Genomic DNA, 17,545 nt, shown 5'->3' with positions numbered 1-17,545 from the left:
TCGAAAGCTGCGCATTATACGCCGGCCGGCGCGGCATTTCTAAGCGCGTGTCGGCGGTCAGAAGAAGGTGAGGCCGACCTGGAACAGTTTTTCCACGTCCCGGATGCGGGATTTGTCCACCAGGAACAGAATCACGTGGTCATCCGGCTGTATGCGGAGGTGGTCGTGGGCAATCAGCACCTCGTTGTGGCGCACGATGGCGCCAATGGTGGTGCCCTCCGGGAGCTTGATCTCGTCCAGCCGCTTGCCGACCACCTTGGAGGACCGATGATCGCCGTGGGCAATGGCTTCAATGGCCTCGGCCGCGCCCCGGCGCAGGGAGTGCACGTTGACCACGTCGCCCCGGCGCACGTGGGTGAGCAGGCTGCCGATGGTGGTCTGCTGGGGTGAGATGGCCACGTCGATCTCACCGCCCTGGATCAGGTCCACGTAGTCCGGGTTGTTGATCAGGGTGAACACCTTGCGGGCGCCGAGTCGCTTGGCCAGCAACGACGCCATGATGTTGGCCTCGTCGTCGTTGGTGACGGCGCAGAACACGTCGGTGCTCTCGATGTTCTCCTCAAGGAGGATTTCCTTGTTGGCGGCGTTGCCCTCCAGCACCACGGTGTTGCGCAGGCTTTCGGACAGCATGACGCAGCGGTCGTGGCCACGCTCCAGCAGTTTTACCTGATAGCGGCCTTCCAGGGTGCTGGCCAGGCGGTAGCCGATGTTGCCGCCACCGCAGATAAAGATGCGCTTGTAGGGCTTTTCCAGGGGCTGCAGCTCGCTCATCACCGAGCGGATGTGGTCGGCGCCAGCAATGAAGAAGACTTCATCGCCGTCCTCGATGACGGTATCGCCGGCCGGCATGATCGCCCGGTCCTTGCGGAAAATGGCCGCCACCCGGGTGTCGATGCGGGGCATGTGGGTGCGCAGGTACGACAGTTCATGGCCCACCAGGGGACCGCCCTCGGTGGCCCGGATGGCCACCAGCCGCACCAGGCCGTTGGAGAATTCGAGTACCTGGAGCGCGCCCGGGTATTCGATCAGCCGGGTGATGTGGCGGGTCACCAGGTGCTCGGGGCTGATCAGCACGTCAATGGGGAAGCCCCGCAGGCTGTCCAGGTCCTTGGCCATGTCCCGCTGGTAGAACAGCTCGGTCTTGGCGAGGTAGGCGTTGGCGCGCACCCGGCAGATGGTGGTTGGGGTCTTGTACAGCAGCTTGGTGACCTGGCAGGCGACCATGTTGGTTTCGTCGCTGTTGGTCACGGCGATGATCATGTCGGCGTCTTCGGCGCCCGCCTGGCGCAGGGCGGTCGGGTAAGAGGCCTTGCCCTGAATGGTGCGGATGTCCAGCTTGTCCTGCAATTCCCGGAGCCGAGCACCGTCACTGTCGACCACCGTGATGTCGTTGGCTTCATCCGCCAGGTTTTCCGCGAGGGTGCCGCCGACCTGGCCGGCGCCTAGAATCAGGATCTTCATGGTTCGGGTTTCTCCAGTACCGAGTAGAAGAAGCCATCGTGGCCGCCGATTTCCGGGAACAGCTGGCGGCCGTGGCCGGTGTCCAGCCCCCAGGCGACCGCCGGCATGGCCAAGCGGCTGTCCGGCTGCTGTTTGCCGAATCGCTGGATTATACGGTGGTTTTCCTGCGGGAACACCGAGCAGGTGGCGTACACCAGGCGCCCGCCGGGTTTCAGCAGCGGCCAGAGGGCCTCAAGCAGGCCCATCTGTACGCCGGCCAGGGGCGTGATGTCCGATTCCCGGCGCAGCAGCTTGATGTCCGGATGCCGTCGGATGACGCCGGTGGCGCTGCAGGGTACGTCCAGCAGGATGCGGTCGAAGGGCTCGCCGTTCCACCAGGCCGCGGTGTCGGCGGCGTCGCCCTGCAACACGGTGGCGTCTAACCCAAGCCGGTCCAGATTTTCATCAATGCGGGACAGGCGATCGGCGGATTCGTCGATGGCGACCACGCCGGCCAGGCCGTCACAGGCCTCAAGAATGGCGCAGGTCTTGCCGCCGGGGGCCGCACAGGCGTCCAGCACCCGCTGGCCGGGGTGCAGGTCCAGCAGGCCGGTGCACAACTGGGCGGCCTCGTCCTGAACGCTGACCGCGCCGTCGGCGAAGCCCGGCAGCGCGTCCACCGGCACGGGCTGGGCGAGCTGGATACCCTGGGGCGCGTGTTCGGTAGGCCGTGCGTCCAGGCCGATGTCCGCGAGCCGCGCCAGATAGGCCTCCCGGGTGGTTTGGCGGGCGTTCACCCGCAGGGTCATGGGAGCCTGGGCGTTGTTGGCGTCCAGAATGGCCTGCCAGTGATCGGGCCAGTTGTGGCGAAGCTTGTCCACCAGCCACGCTGGGTGGCTGAAGCGGGCGGCGTCGGTGCCGGGGGTTGGCGCGCCCTCCCGCTCGGCGGCCCGGAGCACCCCGTTCACCAGCCCGGTCAGGTGCGGCCGGCCCAGGGCCCGGCAGGCCTCGACGGTCTCGTTCAGCACCGCGTAGCCCGGGCGTTCGCTGAAGCGAAGCTGGAACAGGGCGACGATCATCAGGAGATGGACGATGCGGTCCTGACGGCGCAGCGGCCGGTTCAGGCGCCCGGTCAGCTCGTCGTCCAGACGGTGGAACCAGCGGCAGGCGCCGTAGCTCAGGGCCTGCAGTTCGGCCCGCTGATCGTCCCCCGCCTCGGCGAGGGCGGGCGGTAGGCACTGGGACAGGGACTGCCCCTGCTCCACCGCAAGCAGCACCCGGGCGGCCAGGGCGCGCAGCGGCAAGGTGGCGGCGTGGTTCATGTCAGTTCAGCTCCTGGCCGGGCATCAGCAGCGGCTTGCCGCCGTTGATCAGATCGCTGACGGTCTGCGCCCGGGCGCCGGGTAGCTGCAGCCGGGTCACCCTCAGTACGCCGGTGCCGCAGGCGACGTCGATGCCGTCCCGTTCCCGCCGCAGCACCGTCCCGGGGGGCTGGTTCGTGGCCTGATCCAGCGCGTTGGCCTCGTGCAGCCGGATCCGCTGGTCGCCAAGGTCGGTAAACGTTCCGGGCCAGGGGTTGAAGGCCCGCACCGTTCGGGCCAGCTCGTCCGCGGGCTTCTGCCAGTCCAGGTGGCCCTCGTTCTTGGACAGCTTGTGGGCGTAGCAGGCCTGGGCGTCGTCCTGGGGCTCGGGATGCAGGGCGCCCTGTTCCAGCGCCGCAAGGGCTTCGACGATGGCGACGCCACCCAGCTCGGCCAGCCGGTCGTGCAGGCGGCCGCCGGTGTCGTCCGGGCGAATGGGTTCCGCCCGCTTGAGCAGCATGGCCCCGGTGTCCAGGCCCGCGTCCATCTGCATAATGGTGATGCCGGTTTCGGGATCGCCGGCGGCGATGGCACGGTGGATGGGCGCCGCGCCGCGCCAGCGGGGCAGCAGGGAGGCGTGGATGTTCAGGCAGCCGTGGCGGGGCACGTCCAGAATGGCCTGGGGCAGGATCAGGCCGTAGGCGGCCACGATCATGACGTCCGGTTCCAGGTTGGCCAGGGCCTCCCGGGCCTCCGGTGTTTTCAGGGACACCGGTTGGAACACCGGCAGCCCGGCATCGAGGGCCACCTGCTTGACCGGGCCGGGCTGGGATTTCCGGCCCCGTCCGGCGGGCCGGTCTGGCTGGGTGTAAACACCCACAACGGTGTGTTCTGTGGTCAGCAGGGCCCGGAGCGCGCTGGCGGCGAAATCCGGTGTGCCCGCGAATACGATGCGCACGTGGCTAGGGTCTCTGTTCCGTTCAAGACAAAAAGACCGGGCGTTGCCCGGTCAGTGATGGTGTTCTGGCGCCGGCCTGGTAGGGGCTCAGGCGCTCTTGCGGTGCTGCTTCTCCAGCTTCTTGCGGATGCGGTTGCGCTTGAGCGCGCTCAGATAATCCACAAACAGCTTGCCGTTCAGGTGGTCCATCTCATGCTGGATGCACACCGCCAGCAGGCCCGTGGCCTCCAGCTCAAACGGTTTGCCATCCCGATCGAGCGCGCGGATCAGGCAATGCTCCACCCGATCGACGTCCTCGTAAAAGCCGGGCACAGACAGGCAGCCTTCCTGCATGGCTTCGAGATCGCCATCGAGCACGGTAATCTCCGGGTTGATAAATACCCGCGGCTCGCTCTTGTCCTCGGACAGGTCCATCACGATGATCTGCTTGTGCACATCCACCTGCGTGGCCGCCAGGCCAATGCCGGGGGCATCGTACATGGTCTCGAACATGTCGTCGATCAGCGTGCGGATCTCATCGGTAACGGTCTCCACCGGCTTGGCGAGGGTGCGCAGGCGGGGATCCGGGTATTCGAGAATGTTCAGAATCATAAGGGTTGCGTATCAGGCCTGTGATTGCGTTGCCGGGCGGCACGGTGCCGCTGTCCGGTTGATGCTCAAATTATCCCGGATTCGGCGATTGAGTACAAACTGATCAGTCGATAGGCAAATTCTTTCACGGTTCCGGCAGAAACCACTCGAAGAACAAAAGATAACATCACAATTTGCGAGACTTCTTCTATAGTAACGGGAACAACAACGTCATAATCTGCAGATGACCGGTTGCCGGCCAACCGAATGCAATGACCATAAAGGCACGCGATCAAGGACTTACACAATGAGGAAACTGCTGTACGCTCTGGCGGCCGTCGCGCTGCTGTACACTTCCTGGGCCCAGGCGGCACCTGAACTGCGGCCCGATCACCCCGAGCGTTACACCGTGGTCAAGGGGGATACCCTCTGGGATATTTCGGCGCGCTTCCTGAAGAGCCCATGGTACTGGCCGGAAATCTGGCAGGTGAATCCCCAGGTGGCGAACCCGCATCTGATCTACCCGGGCGACCAGCTGGCGCTGATTTACGTGGACGGACAGCCGCGGATTACCAAGGTGGCCACCAGCGACGTCGTAAAGCTGTCGCCCCAGGTGCGCTCCGAGCCCATCGATACGCCCATTCCGGCCATTCCGCTGGACGCCATCAGCAGCTTCCTGACCGACACCCGGGTGGTGTCGCCGGACGTCCTGGAGAGCGCCCCCTACGTTCTTGAAGGCGCCGACGGCCGCATCATTACCGGCGCCGGCGACCGGGTTTACGCCCGCGGTACCAAACCGGCCGATAAGGTTGGCATTTTCCGCCGTACCAAGGAATTCGTAGACCCGGATACCGGCGAGTTCCTGGGCCTGGAGGCCCGCAGCATCGGCGCCGGCAAAATCACCGCGGAAAACGGCGACGTGCTGACCGTGGACCTGACCGAATCGAACCAGGAAGTGCGCATTGGCGACCGCCTGCTGACCTCCGTCAACCGTCCGCTGGCCACCCAGTTTGTGCCCAGCGCACCGGACCGCCAGATCAAGGGCACGATGATCGCAGTGGACGGCGGCGTGACCCAGATCGGCCAGTATGACGTGGTGGCCATTAACCGTGGCGAGCGTGACGGACTGGCCCCGGGCAACGTGATGGCGGTGCTGGAAGCTGGCCGGCTGGTCCGGGACCCGGTGACCAATGAAACCATCGAGCTGCCGTCCGAACGGGCCGGTCTGCTGATGGTGTTCCAGGCCTATGAGAAAATGAGCTATGGCCTGATCCTGCAGGCCAACCGGCCGCTGGCGGTGGGTGATAAGGTCACCAACCCCTGATACGGCCCTGATGACACGGCGCGGCGCCAGCCGCGCCCGCTGATACCATGGACGCCGGGCAGGATGCCCGGCGTTGTCTTTCAAGGATGATGTCCCCATGCCCGATTCGCTGCCGGCGGCTGACGCCGCGATTTCTGACTTGACGTCCACCGCCACGCCGGATCTGAAACACCCGGCCGCGCCCTGGATTGCCCTTACCCTGTTGCCCGGATTCGGCCTGCGCTATCGACATGCCGCTTCCGAGGCGTTGGATTCGCTCACGGACCTTCTGCGTCTCGGACCGGCGACGCTGTCCGCCATGGGCCTGGCCCCGGAAACCCGCGATGGGGTGCTGGCCTGGCAGGCGGGCCGCCGGGACGACCCGGTAGTGGCGGGGGTGCTGCGCATTCTGGCGGACTGCGATGGACTTGGCGTTGCCCTCTGCACGCCCGCGGATGCCGCCTACCCGGACCCGCTGAGGCACATTCACGATGCCCCACTGGTGCTCTATCTGCAGGGGGAGGCGAGCCTGCTCGCCCGGCCGCAGATCGGCATTATCGGCAGCCGTAACGCCACCGCTGCCGGCCTGGACCACGCCCGGCGTTTTGCCGCCGAACTGGCCGGCCGGCGCCTGGTGGTCACCAGCGGCCTGGCTCTGGGCGTGGACGGCGCGGCCCACACCGGCGCCCTGGACGCCAACGGCGGCACCGTGGCGGTGATCGGCTGCGGGCCGGATCGCGTGTACCCGCATCAGCACCGCCGTCTCCGTGACCGGATCCTTGAGCAGGGGCTGGTGGTCTCCGAATACCCGCCGGGCACCCCGCCCCGAGCTGGCCATTTCCCCAAGCGCAACCGCATTCTCAGCGGTCTGTCCCTGGGTATTCTGGTGGTGGAGGCCGGCCTCAAGAGCGGCTCGCTGATCACCGCTCGCCTGGCGCTGGAACAGGGCCGGGAGGTCTTCGCCATTCCAGGGTCCATTCACAATCCGGTGGCCCGGGGCTGCCACGCACTGCTGCGCCAGGGCGCCTGCCTGGTGGAAACGGTGGACGACGTGCTGGCGGAGCTTGACGGCGCCTGGGCTGAAAGCGAAGCGCCTGACGATTTGAGCCAGATCAGTCGCGGGCCGGATTTGACCGGTCTGGCGGCACGGGAAATCGCGGTGCTGGAGGCTTTGGGGTATGATCCGGTATCAACCGACACCCTGGGTTCGGCCACCGGATTGTCCGCCGATGCGCTGATGCAGTCCCTGTTGCTGCTGGAGCTGGAAGGGCTCGCTGCCAGCGTTCCTGGCGGCTATCTGCGGCTGGCCTGACACCCGGTGTGCTCATCTTCCCGATCTTCATCCGGACATCGAGACTGTCATGACGACCCGCGAGACCTGCGTTTCTCCCCTGAGTGACTTTCAACAGCGCCTGGCCCGCCGCACCGTGCTGGAAGGCGGCGTGATCGCCTATCCGACCGAGGGCGTGTGGGGCCTGGGTTGCGACCCCTGGGACCTGACCGCCGTGGAACGGATTCTCGAGCTGAAGCAGCGGCCCATGGAGAAAGGCATGATCCTGGTGGCGGCGTCGGTGGATCAGGTGCGTTTCCTGCTGGATCCCCTGCCCCCCGAACTTCAGCGGGAGGCCTGCCAGTACTGGCCTGGCCCGGTAACCTGCCTGGTGCCGGATGTGAATGAACAGGTCCCCGAGTGGGTCCGGGGTAAGCACCGGTCGATCGCGGTGCGGGTCAGCGACCACCCGGTCGTACGCGCCCTGTGTCACGCCACGGGTATGCCCCTGGTGTCTACCTCCTGCAACCCCGCCGGCCGTGAGCCCGCCCGCCACATCTGGCAGGTACGGAGCTACTTTGGCGACGCCGTGGACCGTATCGTCCCCGGCGCCCTGGGGGGCAACCGCAAGCCCAGCCGTATTCTCGATATTGTCACCGGACAACAGCTTCGATAGGAGGCAGCATGGCCCATCAACCGGACAGCCAGGCCGTTAAGGCGTATCTGCTCGGCCTGCAGCAGCGCATTTGCGAGCGCCTCGGCGCCCTGGATCATCAGGCGGACTTTGTCACCGACGCCTGGGACCGGCCCGAAGGCGGTGGCGGCATCAGCCGGGTGATTGCGGACGGCGCTGTGTTTGAGAAAGGCGGCGTCAACTTCTCTCACGTGACCGGCGACCGCATGCCGGCGTCCGCCACCGCCCACCGGCCGCATCTGGCCGGCGCCCGCTGGGAAGCCATGGGCGTGTCCCTGGTGATTCACCCCAACAACCCCTATGTGCCCACCTCCCACGCCAACGTTCGGTTCTTCATTGCTACACCGGAGGACGCCGCGCCGGTGTACTGGTTTGGCGGCGGCTACGACCTGACCCCCTACTACGGCTTCGACGAAGACTGCGTGCACTGGCACCAGACCGCCCGGGACGCCTGCGCACCGTTCGGTGAGGATCTGTACCCGCGTTTCAAACACTGGTGCGACGAGTATTTCTATCTCAAGCACCGGCAGGAGCCCCGGGGCATCGGCGGCCTGTTTTTCGACGACCACAACACCGGCGACTTTGATCGGGATTTTGGTTTCCTGCAGTCGGTGGGAAACAGCTACATTGACGCCTATGAGCCCATCGTTCGAGACCGTATGGACCACCCTTATGGCGAGCGGGAACGGGATTTCCAGCTGTTCCGGCGGGGCCGCTACGTGGAGTTCAATCTGGTCTATGACCGGGGCACCCTGTTTGGCCTGCAGTCCGGCGGCCGCACCGAGTCGATCCTGATGTCGCTGCCGCCGCTGGTGCGCTGGGACTACAACCGGTCGCCGGCGCCGGGCACTGAAGAGTACCGGCTGACCGACCACTTCCTGACGGCCCGGGACTGGCTAGGGGCGAACCATGGCGGATGATCTTTACGCGGTAGTGGGCAACCCCATCAGTCACAGCAAGTCGCCGCGCATCCACAGCCTGTTTGCAACCCAGACCGGTGAACCGGTGGAGTACATCGCCATCCAGGCGCCCCTGGACGATTTTGCCGGCACCGTCGGGGCGTTTTTTGACCGGGGCGGCAAGGGCCTGAACGTGACCGTGCCGTTCAAGGAGCAGGCCTGGGCCCTGGCCGGCCGGCGCACGGAGCGGGCAGAGAACGCCGGGGCGGCCAATACCCTGTACCGGGACGAGAACGGCACCCTGGTGGCGGACAACACCGACGGCGTTGGCCTGGTGCGGGACCTGACCGTCAACCAGGGCGTGACGCTCAATGGCCGCCGGATTCTGGTGCTGGGCGCCGGCGGCGCCGTGCGCGGGGTGCTTGGCCCGCTGCTGGCGGAGGCGCCGGCAACCCTGGTGATCGCCAACCGGACCGTTGCCCGGGCCGAAGCGCTGGTCGCGCTGTTTGCACCGAATGCCGGTGCCACGCGTATGAGTGCCTGTGGCTTCGCCGAGGCCGCGGGCCCGTTCGATGTGATCATCAACGGCACCAGCGCCAGCCTGCAGGGGGACCTGCCGCCGCTGCCCGCAAATGTGATTGGCAGCGGATCGGTCAGCTACGACATGATGTACGCTTTAGGCACCACCACCGTGTTCAATCGCTGGGCCGGGGAGCAGGGCGCGGCCCGGACCCTGGACGGACTGGGCATGCTGGTGGAGCAGGCCGCGGAAGCCTTCCGGGTCTGGCGGGGCGTGCGCCCTGAGACCGGCCCGGTGATGGACACCTTGCGCCGGGACTGACGCCGGCCCGTAACTCGGAACTGTTACCTAGTCGTCGAGGCTGTAAGCATGGACATACTCACCCTCGTAGGCCTGCTGGCAGGCATTGTCATCCTGGTTCTGGCCATGCTGGCGAACGCCTCGCTGCTGACCTTCCTGAACCTGCCTGGGCTGGCCATTGTGGTCGGCGGCACCCTCGCGGTCACCCTGATCAAGTTCCGCCTGGCCACGGTGATGAGCGCGTTTCGGCTGGCCATGACCGCCGCCTTCACCGACCGGGTCGCCCGGCCGGCGGACCTGGTGCGGGAGGTCGGGCGCCTGGCCCAGGTGGTGCGCAAGGAAGGGATTCTCGGGCTGGAGAATCACACCACCGGCGACCCCTTCCTGCGCAAGGCCATCAACCTGTGCGTGGACGGCCACCCGCCGGAGCTGGTGGAGGAGGCCCTGGCCCAGGACACCCAGCAGACCCAGGAACGCTATGAAGTGGCCGAGCGGGTGTTCCGGGGCATCGGGGATTCGGCGCCAGCCCTGGGCATGCTCGGGACCTTGGTGGGCCTGGTGCAGATGCTCAATACCCTGGACGATCCCTCGTCCATCGGCCCGGCCATGGCGGTGGCGCTGCTGACCACCCTGTATGGCGCCTTCATCGCCCAGATGATTGCCCTGCCCCTGGCGGACAAACTCCAGCTCAAGGCGGAGGACGAAGTTCGCAACCAGGTGCTGATCACCACTTCCATGCGCAACATCCTGCGCGGTGACAATCCCCGGGTGATGACCGAGCTGCTGTCGTCGTTCGTGGTGCCGGAACATCGGACCGGCCTGGCCCCGGAGCGTGAAGGCTGATGCCGGGCCCGGCGCCCCGGCGGCCGGCACGGCCCCGCAACGCCACCCCGGCGTGGATCGTCACCTTTGCCGATCTGGCCACCCTGCTGCTGACGTTTTTCATCCTGCTGCTGTCGTTTGCCCAGATGGACGTCGACAAGTACCGGGCCATGGCCAATTCCATGGCCATGGCGTTCGGCAGTGCCAACGTGATCGGTGAGGACGTCGGTGGTGCCCCGGACACGCCGATCCAGCAGGACTCGGTGTCCCTGCCGGAGCCGAGCGACACCCTCACCACCGAACCCCAGTTCATCGATGAGCGCGCCCCGGAGGCGGCGGTTACCCAGATCCCCGGCGGCGTGATCGACCTGGCCACCCGGCTGATCCAGGAGCTGCAGGCCGAGGTGGCCAGCGACACCCTGAGCGTGAACTACGACCCCCGGCAGGTGGTCATCCGGTTCTCCGAGGACGCCACCTTCCAGTCCGGCGAGGCCACCATCAAACCGGACATGATCCCGATCATCGACCGGGTGGTGCAGGTTCTGGCAACCTGCAGCGGCGACGTGCTGGTGTCCGGGTACACCGACGACCGGCCCATCCGCAGCGGTCGGTTCCGGTCGAACTGGGATCTGTCCGCGGCCCGCGCCGTGTCGGTGGTCCATGAACTGGTGCTGAACCGGGCCATCCCCGCCGACCGGGTGATTGCCGCCGGCCGCGCCGAAACCCATCCGCTGGTGCCCAACGACAGCCCGGAGAACCGGGCCCGAAACCGTCGTGTCGAGATTGCCATCCGCAATCCGAGCTGCGATGATCCGGCCGCGAAAGGCGCCACGCCAACCATCAACGACCAGTGAGGACGATCATGAGCGGACCCGACAAACCGAAAGTGATTGGGGAAGAGTGGAGTGACGAACGGGTCAAGGCCTTCCTGGCCATCGAGCCCTATGACACCGGCATCGACCCGGATTTCAACGCGTTGCTCAAGGCCTACTACGCCATGCGGGCGGAGGATTTCGCGCGCTTCATCGGGTTTTTCGTGGACGCCGGGCGCAACCTGAACGCCCGGGATGAGCGGGGCCAGACCATTCTGGATCGGGTGTCCCAGCACCGCCGCAGCGCTGACTACGCCGAGGCCCTGAAGCAGGCCGGGGCGGAAACCGCTTCAGACACGGTGCACTGATCGCGGTCAACGGGAAGGAAGCACCGCCCGCCTGCGCGGGCGGTGCTCAGCCGGTCAGTGGACTTCCACCTCGATGGCCTTGGGGGCTTTCGGAGCGGCCTTGTTGACCGTCAGGGTCAGCAGGCCGTCCTTGAAACTGGCCTTCACGCTGCCCTCGTCCACGTTGTCCGGCAGGGTAAAGCGGCGCAGGAAACTGCCGTAGAACCGCTCGACCCGGTGCACTTTCTTGTCCTTGGTTTCCTCTTCCTGGCGCCGCTCGCCCTGGATGGTGAGCACGCCGTCCTCAACCGTCACCTTGACGTCGTCCTTGTTCATCCCCGGCAGCTCGGCCTCGATGACAAAGGTCTTGTCGGTCTCGCGGATATCCACCGCCGGCGCCCAGTCGCTGCGCTGGAACAGATCCCGGCCTTCTCCGTTGCCGGCCCGGCTGATCCCGAAGAACCGGTTGTAGCGGTTCATCAGGTCTTCAAACTCATTGATCGGATTCCATAAACTCAAGTTACTCATGGGAACACCTCCTCGGGTCACGAACCTGAATAGACACTCAGCTTCGTTTCCGGAAACGCTCCCCGCCGGTGGCGCCAACCGGCAGGTCCTCCGTGAAACGCTGCCTGTGTTCCAATCTAGGTTCGGAGGCCGGGATTTCAAGCAGGCGTTGCGCAAATTTTGACCTGCATCAGCCGGCCCGGTATTCGTCCTTCAAGCGCACGTAATTGGCAGCGGTGTAGGTGAAAAAGCCCCGCTCCTCATCGCTCAGCGCCCGCACCTGCCGGGCCGGCGAACCCACGTACAGATGGCCGGATTCCAGCCGCTTGCCCGGCGGCACCAGGGAGCCGGCGCCGAGGATCACCTCGTCCTCAATTACGGCGCCGTCCATCACCACGCAGCCCATGCCCACCAGCACCCGGCTGCCGATGGTGCAGCCGTGCAGCAGCGCTTTGTGGCCGACGGTGACGTCGTCCCCCAGGGTGAGCGGGTAACCGCCGGGGTTGTAGGTGCTGGCGTGGGTGATGTGCAGCACCGAGCCGTCCTGGATGCTGCACCGGTGGCCGATGCGAATCCGGTGCATGTCGCCCCGGATCACCGTCAGCGGCCACACCGACACGTCATCACCTGTGACCACGTCGCCGATGACCACGGCGGTCTGATCCACCCACGCCCGTTCACCGAATGTTGGTGTGATACCCTTGTGAGAACGTACATTCGTCATCATATAGACCTCATAACGTGTCCGGACGGAGCCCGGTGACGGTGGGGGATGGCTTTCAGAAACTCGCTCCTGGCGGCACATCCCTGTGACGCTCGATCGCCGCCATTCATGGCGGCTCACGGTTTCTGAAAGCCATCCCCCACCGCCACCTCCTGTATGTCGGCACGCTAACGCATTCATTAAAGGCTGAGAAGGGGACCTATGAATAACCCGCTGTTGACCGAGGATCTGTTGCCCAGGTTTGGCCACATCCGCACCGAACACATGGAAACGGCCATCGACCAGATTCTCAGCGAGAACCGCCTGAAAATTGCCCAGCTGGCCGAACAGGAGGAACCCACCTGGGAGACCCTCGTACAGCCCATGCAGGCCCTGGACAACCAGCTCTCCAACGCCTGGTCGGTGATTTCCCACCTGAACGGGGTCATGAACAGCGAGGACCTGCGCAAGGTCTACAAGTCCTGCCTGGAGAAACTGACCGAATACGGCACCGAAGTGAGCCAGAACGCAGCTCTGTGCGAGGCCTACAAGAAGCTGGCCGCCCGGGACGATTTCGCGCAGCTGAGCGTGGCCCAGCGCAAGGCCGTGGAAAACACCCTGCGGGACTTCCGCCTGGGGGGCGTGGACCTGCCGGCGGAGGACAAGAAACGCTACGCCGACCTGGCCCGGGAGTTGTCCGAACTGACCAACAAGTTCAGCGACAACGTGCTCGACGCCACCCAGCACTGGTTCAAGCACATCACCGACGCCGGCGAGCTGGCCGGCCTGCCCGAGAGCGCCTTGGGCGGTGCTCGCCAGGCGGCGGCCCAGCGTGACCTGGACGGCTACGTCATCACCCTGGATTTTCCCAGCTTCCACCCGGTGATGACCTACTGCGAAAACCGGGAACTGCGCCGGGAAGTGTACGAGGCCTTCGTCACCCGCGCCTCTGACCAGGGCCCGGATGCGGGCACCTGGGACAACACCCCGGTGATGGCTGAAATCCTCAAGCGCCGGCACGCCCTGGCCAAGCTGCTGGGTTTTGACAACTACGCCGAGCGTTCCCTGGCCACCAAGATGGCGCGGACCGTGGACGAGGTGATCGAGTTCCTCAACCAGCTGGCTGCCAAGGCCAAGCCCCAGGCGGAAGCCGAAGTGGCCGAGCTGAAGGCGTTTGCTAGGAATGAGCACGGCGTTGACGACCTGCAGGCCTGGGACATCGGCTTCTACAGCGAAAAACTGCGCCAGAAGCGCTACGACATCTCCCCGGAAACCCTGCGCCCCTGGTTCCCCGCGGACAAGGTGGTGAGCGGCCTGTTCCGGGTGGCGGAAAAACTCTTCGGCGTGCAGATTGAAGCCCAGCCGGACGTGGACACCTGGCACGAGAACGCCACCGCCTACCGCATCAGCCGCAACGGCGAACCGGTCGCCTGGTTCTACCTGGACCCATACGCCCGTCAGGGCAAGCGCGGCGGCGCCTGGATGGCCGACTGCCGGGTGCGCTGGCGCAACCTGCGGGGCCAGTTGCAGCTGCCGGTGGCCTTCCTCACCTGCAACTTCACCCCGCCGGTGGACGGCAAGCCGTCACTGCTGACCCACGATGAGGTCACGACCCTGTTCCACGAGTTCGGCCACGGCCTGCACCACATGCTGACCCAGGTGGACGTGCTGGACGTGTCCGGCATCAACGGCGTGGCCTGGGACGCGGTGGAGTTGCCCAGCCAGTTCCTGGAAAACTGGTGCTGGAACCCGGAGTCCCTGGCGCTCATCGCCCGCCACCACGAAACCGGCGAGCCGCTGCCTCAGGATCTGCTGGAGAAGCTGCTGGCGGCCAAGAACTTCCAGTCCGGCATGGGCATGGTGCGCCAGCTCGAGTTCTCCCTGTTCGATTTCCGCTTGCACGCGGAATTCACGGAGACGGCACCGACCAATCCGCTGGACATGCACCGGGCGGTGCGCGACGAGATTGCGGTGATCGAGTCCCCGGCCTTCAACCGTTTCCCGAACGCGTTCTCCCACATTTTTGCCGGCGGCTACGCGGCGGGCTATTACAGCTACAAGTGGGCGGAAGTGCTGGCGGCGGATGCGTTCTCGCTGTTCGAGGAGAACGGCATTTTCGATCCGGAGACGGGCCAGTCCTTCCTGACCAACATTCTGGAGAAAGGCGGTTCCGAGGAGCCCATGGCCCTGTTCAAGGCGTTCCGGGGCCGCGAGCCGAAGGTGGACGCCCTGCTCCGGCAGTCCGGCATCACCGGTGACGCCGCCTGACCGGGCGGCGTTGTATCTGATGGTTGATAGGTGACGGGAGAGACGTATGGCGACCCCAAAACGCTTCATCGCCGGTGCGGTCTGTCCCCGCTGCGCGGAGATGGACAAAATCATGATGTTCACCGACGACAACGACAAGCAGGTGCGCGAATGCGTCGCCTGCGGCTTCACCGACGCCCTGACCGAGACCCCGGACGCGCCCCCGGCGGAGCTCCAGACCCGCGTCAACAAGCGCCGCAATGAGGACGATCACACGGTCCAGCAGGTGGTGTTTTTCAAATCCGGCGGCGGTGACGACTGAGGTCTGGCTCTGTGCCTGCCTCTCCTCCCCAGCTTGCCGGGTTTGAGGGAGGCGAGGCAGCCGGGGGTGTCTTTTCCCTTGGACATGGAACTCGCTGCGCTCAGACACCCATGTCTGGCGGGAAAAGACACCCCCGGCCCCCTCGCGTTGAACTAACGGCGATACCGCTTTGGACAAACAACCAACGCACACCAGGAAAGAGGGGTAAGGTACGGTCTGTGAGGGCCGAAACCCTAGAATCTAATGGCTTGCGATTACCCCCAAAGGCGCTAACTCGTCAGTAACACTGAGAGGGTGCGGGGGGTCTTTTCTGCCGGGAAAAAGGTGTCTGAGCGCAGCGAGTTCTTTTTCCCAGAAGAAAAGACCCCCCGCGCCGTCTCACATACCCCGAGCCAGCAGGCTACAAGCCAAACCCCAAGCCAGACCTCAGAGCACCATGGCCGCCAGCCACCCAAAGCCCAGCAGCGGCAGGTTGTAGTGCAGGAACGTGGGCACCACGGTATCCCAGATGTGATTGTGCTGGCCGTCCACGTTCAGGCCCGCGGTGGGCCCCAGGGTGGAATCGGACGCTGGCGAGCCGGCATCCCCCAAGGCGCCGGCGGTGCCCACCAGGGCCACGATGGCCAGGGGGCTGAAACCCATCTGCACCGCCAATGGCACGTACAGGGCCGCGATGATGGGAATGGTGGAGAAGGACGAGCCAATGCCCATGGTGATCAGCAGACCCACCGCCAGCATCAGGAAGGCCGCCAGCGCCCGGTTATCGCCAATGGCCGCGACGGAACCCTGCACCAGGGTGGCGATATCGCCCGTGGCCCGCATCACCTCGGCAAAACCGCTGGCGGCGATCATGATGAAACCGATCATCGCCAGCATCTTCATGCCCTCGGTGAACAGATCGTCCGCTTCTTTCCACTTCACCACGCCGGACACGTTAAACAGCACAAAGCCTGCCAGGGCGCCCAGGATCATCGAATCCAGCCACAGCTGAACCACAAACGCCGCCACGATGGCCACCAGCGCCATGGTCAGGGTGCGGGGGCTGTAGCTCACGTCCACCCGCTCGGTCCGGGCGATCGCCTCCATGTTGTACTGACGCTCACCCCGGTAGCTGACAAACACCGCGACCAGCAGGCCCGCCAGCATCCCCAGGGCCGGCAGGGCCATGGCGGACATCACGTTCAGGCCGTCGGTGGCCACGCCGTTGTTCTCGATGTTCGCGAGTAGGATCTCTTTCAGGTAGATGCCGCCAAAGCCCACCGGCAGGAACATGTACGGGGTGATGAGGCCAAACGTAAGCACGCAGGCCACCAGCCGGCGGTCCATGTTCAGCCGCGCCATCACGTACAGCAGGGGCGGAACCACCAGCGGGATGAAGGCAATGTGGATGGGCAACACGTTCTGGGAGGAGATGGCGATGGCCAGCAGGATGCCGATGATCACGAAGCGGATGCCGGTAGCAGCAGCGCCGTCGTCCTGTTTGCCCACCAGGGCCAGGGCCCGGTCCGCCAGGGCGTGGGCCAGGCCGGATTTGCCGATGGCGACGGCGAAAGCGCCCAGGGTGGCGTAGGACAGCGCCACGGTGGCGCCGCCGCCAAGGCCGTTATTGAAGGCAGTGATGGTGTCCTCGAGGGACAGGCCGGCGATCAGGCCCCCCGAGATGGCACCGAGGATCAGGGCGACCACAACGTGAATGCGGCACAGGCTCAGCGCGAGCATGATCAGTACCGCGGCAACAACGGCATTCATGGCGAAACTCCGGGTAGGAATGACGGATTATGCCGGCCCCTTGTGGGGGCCGGCGTCACGAAAAGCGCGGTAATGTGCAGGAAATGAGCGGACGTGTCAAAACCGGCGGGGAAATCCCCGAAGCCGGCTCAAGGATGGATCAGTCGCTCACCCGGGCAAAGCGGGGCACCTGTTCGCCGGCGACCTCGACGGTCTCCCGGAACATGGCCAGGGGCCGAACCCACAGGCTGTGGTCGCCGTACAGGCAGCGGTAGACCACCAGCGGCTCTTCGGTTTCGCTGTGCCGGGCGACGCCCAGCACCTCGTAGTCCTGGCCCTTGTAGTGCCGGTACCGGCCGGGCGCGATCGTGGCGGTGGTCATGGCGGGGCCTCAGCTGTGCAGCTTGTAGCGGCCCGGGCCGAGGAACACCAGCGCCAGCGCCGTGAACAGGAAGAAGCCCTGCAGTTCCAGTGCCCAACCGCCCTGGGAACCGAGTGAAAGCAGCTGGCCCATGTGAACCAGGGCAATGGCCACCACCATGTTGATGACGATCAGAATGGCGCCGATGCGGGTCTGGTAGCCCAGGATTACCATCAGCGGGGCCAGCACTTCGCCGATGAAGACACCGTAGGCCAGGAAACCCGGCAGCCCATGGCCGGCGAGCATGCCGGCGATGCCGTCAACACCGTGGAGGATCTTCGCAATCCCGTGAAACAGGATCAGGCAGCCCAGGGTGAGGCGAACAATGAGTTTTCCAAGATCGGCGTTTTCAAGCACGGGGCATCTCCTGTCTCCATGGTC

The 17,545-nt window shown here is 65.5% G+C and carries 19 protein-coding genes; 10 read left to right on the top strand and 9 right to left on the bottom strand.

All coding sequences use genetic code 11. The annotated features are described in order from the left end of the window. Window positions 1-57: 57 nt before the first annotated feature. From trkA to def, 4 genes are all read right to left on the bottom strand, one after another. Window positions 58-1,461, bottom strand: a complete 1,404-nt coding sequence (trkA, locus tag V3388_RS12140; RefSeq protein ID WP_336367817.1) for a Trk system potassium transporter TrkA — start codon at window positions 1,459-1,461, stop codon at window positions 58-60. Then, window positions 1,458-2,762 (bottom strand): 16S rRNA (cytosine(967)-C(5))-methyltransferase RsmB, encoded by a 1,305-nt coding sequence (rsmB, locus tag V3388_RS12135; protein ID WP_336367816.1) that lies wholly within the window; start codon window positions 2,760-2,762, stop codon window positions 1,458-1,460. The genes trkA and rsmB overlap by 4 nt, the downstream gene beginning before the upstream one ends. 1 nt (window position 2,763) lies before the next feature. Further along, complete coding sequence (gene fmt / locus V3388_RS12130) at window positions 2,764-3,699, bottom strand: methionyl-tRNA formyltransferase (RefSeq protein WP_336367815.1); 936 nt, start codon at window positions 3,697-3,699, stop codon at window positions 2,764-2,766. 87 nt (window positions 3,700-3,786) lie between these two features. Further along, entirely contained in the window at window positions 3,787-4,290 is a 504-nt protein-coding gene (gene def / locus V3388_RS12125) for a peptide deformylase (RefSeq protein ID WP_336367814.1), read from the bottom strand. Window positions 4,291-4,576: 286 nt separating this feature from the next. On the opposite strand from def, the gene V3388_RS12120 reads away from it, so the two are divergent. From V3388_RS12120 to V3388_RS12085, 8 genes are all read left to right on the top strand, one after another. Further along, window positions 4,577-5,593 carry a LysM peptidoglycan-binding domain-containing protein gene (locus V3388_RS12120; RefSeq protein WP_336367813.1) on the top strand — a complete coding sequence of 339 codons (1,017 nt, stop codon included), beginning with the start codon at window positions 4,577-4,579 and terminating at the stop codon, window positions 5,591-5,593. Between the two features lie 97 nt (window positions 5,594-5,690). Then, on the top strand, window positions 5,691-6,884 hold the full coding sequence (gene dprA / locus V3388_RS12115) for a DNA-processing protein DprA (protein ID WP_336367812.1): 1,194 nt from the start codon (window positions 5,691-5,693) through the stop codon (window positions 6,882-6,884). Between the two features lie 49 nt (window positions 6,885-6,933). Beyond that, entirely contained in the window at window positions 6,934-7,518 is a 585-nt protein-coding gene (locus V3388_RS12110) for an L-threonylcarbamoyladenylate synthase (RefSeq protein ID WP_336367811.1), read from the top strand. A gap of 8 nt (window positions 7,519-7,526) precedes the next feature. Next, window positions 7,527-8,456 (top strand): oxygen-dependent coproporphyrinogen oxidase, encoded by a 930-nt coding sequence (gene hemF, locus V3388_RS12105; RefSeq protein ID WP_336367810.1) that lies wholly within the window; start codon window positions 7,527-7,529, stop codon window positions 8,454-8,456. Then, entirely contained in the window at window positions 8,446-9,276 is an 831-nt protein-coding gene (gene aroE / locus V3388_RS12100; RefSeq protein ID WP_336367809.1) for a shikimate dehydrogenase, read from the top strand. The genes hemF and aroE overlap by 11 nt, the downstream gene beginning before the upstream one ends. A 48-nt stretch (window positions 9,277-9,324) precedes the next feature. Then, the gene (locus V3388_RS12095; RefSeq protein ID WP_336367808.1) at window positions 9,325-10,098 is read left to right on the top strand and encodes a motility protein A; all 774 of its coding nucleotides are present in this window, start codon (window positions 9,325-9,327) and stop codon (window positions 10,096-10,098) included. Continuing rightward, window positions 10,098-10,931 (top strand): flagellar motor protein MotB, encoded by an 834-nt coding sequence (locus V3388_RS12090; protein WP_336367807.1) that lies wholly within the window; start codon window positions 10,098-10,100, stop codon window positions 10,929-10,931. Before V3388_RS12095 ends, V3388_RS12090 begins: the two co-directional genes overlap by 1 nt. An 8-nt stretch (window positions 10,932-10,939) precedes the next feature. Continuing rightward, a complete protein-coding gene (locus V3388_RS12085; protein WP_336367806.1) occupies window positions 10,940-11,257 on the top strand; it encodes a PA4642 family protein in 318 nt (105 codons plus the stop codon). A 54-nt stretch (window positions 11,258-11,311) separates the two neighbouring features. On the opposite strand, the gene V3388_RS12080 is transcribed toward V3388_RS12085, so the two are convergent. Beyond that, window positions 11,312-11,764, bottom strand: a complete 453-nt coding sequence (locus V3388_RS12080) for an Hsp20/alpha crystallin family protein (RefSeq protein ID WP_336367805.1) — start codon at window positions 11,762-11,764, stop codon at window positions 11,312-11,314. 169 nt (window positions 11,765-11,933) lie between these two features. Then, complete coding sequence (locus V3388_RS12075) at window positions 11,934-12,467, bottom strand: gamma carbonic anhydrase family protein (RefSeq protein WP_336367938.1); 534 nt, start codon at window positions 12,465-12,467, stop codon at window positions 11,934-11,936. Window positions 12,468-12,668: 201 nt separating this feature from the next. Between V3388_RS12075 and prlC the strand changes: the two genes are divergently transcribed. Next, a complete protein-coding gene (gene prlC, locus V3388_RS12070) occupies window positions 12,669-14,714 on the top strand; it encodes an oligopeptidase A (RefSeq protein ID WP_336367804.1) in 2,046 nt (681 codons plus the stop codon). Between the two features lie 46 nt (window positions 14,715-14,760). After that, window positions 14,761-15,015: a YheV family putative zinc ribbon protein gene (locus V3388_RS12065; RefSeq protein ID WP_336367803.1), complete on the top strand. Its 255-nt coding sequence runs from the start codon at window positions 14,761-14,763 to the stop codon at window positions 15,013-15,015. Between the two features lie 426 nt (window positions 15,016-15,441). On the opposite strand, the gene V3388_RS12060 is transcribed toward V3388_RS12065, so the two are convergent. The 3 genes from V3388_RS12060 to V3388_RS12050 form a co-directional block, all read right to left on the bottom strand. Next, window positions 15,442-16,764 carry a Na+/H+ antiporter family protein gene (locus V3388_RS12060; RefSeq protein WP_336367802.1) on the bottom strand — a complete coding sequence of 441 codons (1,323 nt, stop codon included), beginning with the start codon at window positions 16,762-16,764 and terminating at the stop codon, window positions 15,442-15,444. Between the two features lie 139 nt (window positions 16,765-16,903). Next, window positions 16,904-17,125, bottom strand: a complete 222-nt coding sequence (locus tag V3388_RS12055) for a DUF1653 domain-containing protein (protein WP_336367801.1) — start codon at window positions 17,123-17,125, stop codon at window positions 16,904-16,906. Window positions 17,126-17,134: 9 nt separating this feature from the next. After that, window positions 17,135-17,521 (bottom strand): DoxX family protein, encoded by a 387-nt coding sequence (locus V3388_RS12050; protein WP_336367800.1) that lies wholly within the window; start codon window positions 17,519-17,521, stop codon window positions 17,135-17,137. Window positions 17,522-17,545 lie beyond the last annotated feature (24 nt).

It is taken from the genome of Marinobacter sp. C2H3 (assembly GCF_037080155.1).
GTDB lineage: Bacteria > Pseudomonadota > Gammaproteobacteria > Pseudomonadales > Oleiphilaceae > Marinobacter.
This window is presented reverse-complemented; position numbering and strand designations above follow the sequence as displayed.

Bases quoted from the DNA above. Each gene is read 5' to 3' on its own strand.
- trkA (WP_336367817.1), bottom strand. From the start codon at position 1,461: ATGAAGATCCTGATTCTAGGCGCCGGCCAGGTCGGCGGCACCCTCGCG.
- rsmB (WP_336367816.1), bottom strand. From the start codon at position 2,762: ATGAACCACGCCGCCACCTTGCCGCTGCGCGCCCTGGCCGCCCGGGTG.
- def (WP_336367814.1), bottom strand. From the start codon at position 4,290: ATGATTCTGAACATTCTCGAATACCCGGATCCCCGCCTGCGCACCCTC.
- V3388_RS12120 (WP_336367813.1), top strand. From the start codon at position 4,577: ATGAGGAAACTGCTGTACGCTCTGGCGGCCGTCGCGCTGCTGTACACT.
- dprA (WP_336367812.1), top strand. From the start codon at position 5,691: ATGCCCGATTCGCTGCCGGCGGCTGACGCCGCGATTTCTGACTTGACG.
- V3388_RS12110 (WP_336367811.1), top strand. From the start codon at position 6,934: ATGACGACCCGCGAGACCTGCGTTTCTCCCCTGAGTGACTTTCAACAG.
- hemF (WP_336367810.1), top strand. From the start codon at position 7,527: ATGGCCCATCAACCGGACAGCCAGGCCGTTAAGGCGTATCTGCTCGGC.
- aroE (WP_336367809.1), top strand. From the start codon at position 8,446: ATGGCGGATGATCTTTACGCGGTAGTGGGCAACCCCATCAGTCACAGC.
- V3388_RS12095 (WP_336367808.1), top strand. From the start codon at position 9,325: ATGGACATACTCACCCTCGTAGGCCTGCTGGCAGGCATTGTCATCCTG.
- V3388_RS12090 (WP_336367807.1), top strand. From the start codon at position 10,098: ATGCCGGGCCCGGCGCCCCGGCGGCCGGCACGGCCCCGCAACGCCACC.
- V3388_RS12085 (WP_336367806.1), top strand. From the start codon at position 10,940: ATGAGCGGACCCGACAAACCGAAAGTGATTGGGGAAGAGTGGAGTGAC.
- V3388_RS12080 (WP_336367805.1), bottom strand. From the start codon at position 11,764: ATGAGTAACTTGAGTTTATGGAATCCGATCAATGAGTTTGAAGACCTG.
- V3388_RS12075 (WP_336367938.1), bottom strand. From the start codon at position 12,467: ATGACGAATGTACGTTCTCACAAGGGTATCACACCAACATTCGGTGAA.
- prlC (WP_336367804.1), top strand. From the start codon at position 12,669: ATGAATAACCCGCTGTTGACCGAGGATCTGTTGCCCAGGTTTGGCCAC.
- V3388_RS12065 (WP_336367803.1), top strand. From the start codon at position 14,761: ATGGCGACCCCAAAACGCTTCATCGCCGGTGCGGTCTGTCCCCGCTGC.
- V3388_RS12060 (WP_336367802.1), bottom strand. From the start codon at position 16,764: ATGAATGCCGTTGTTGCCGCGGTACTGATCATGCTCGCGCTGAGCCTG.
- V3388_RS12055 (WP_336367801.1), bottom strand. From the start codon at position 17,125: ATGACCACCGCCACGATCGCGCCCGGCCGGTACCGGCACTACAAGGGC.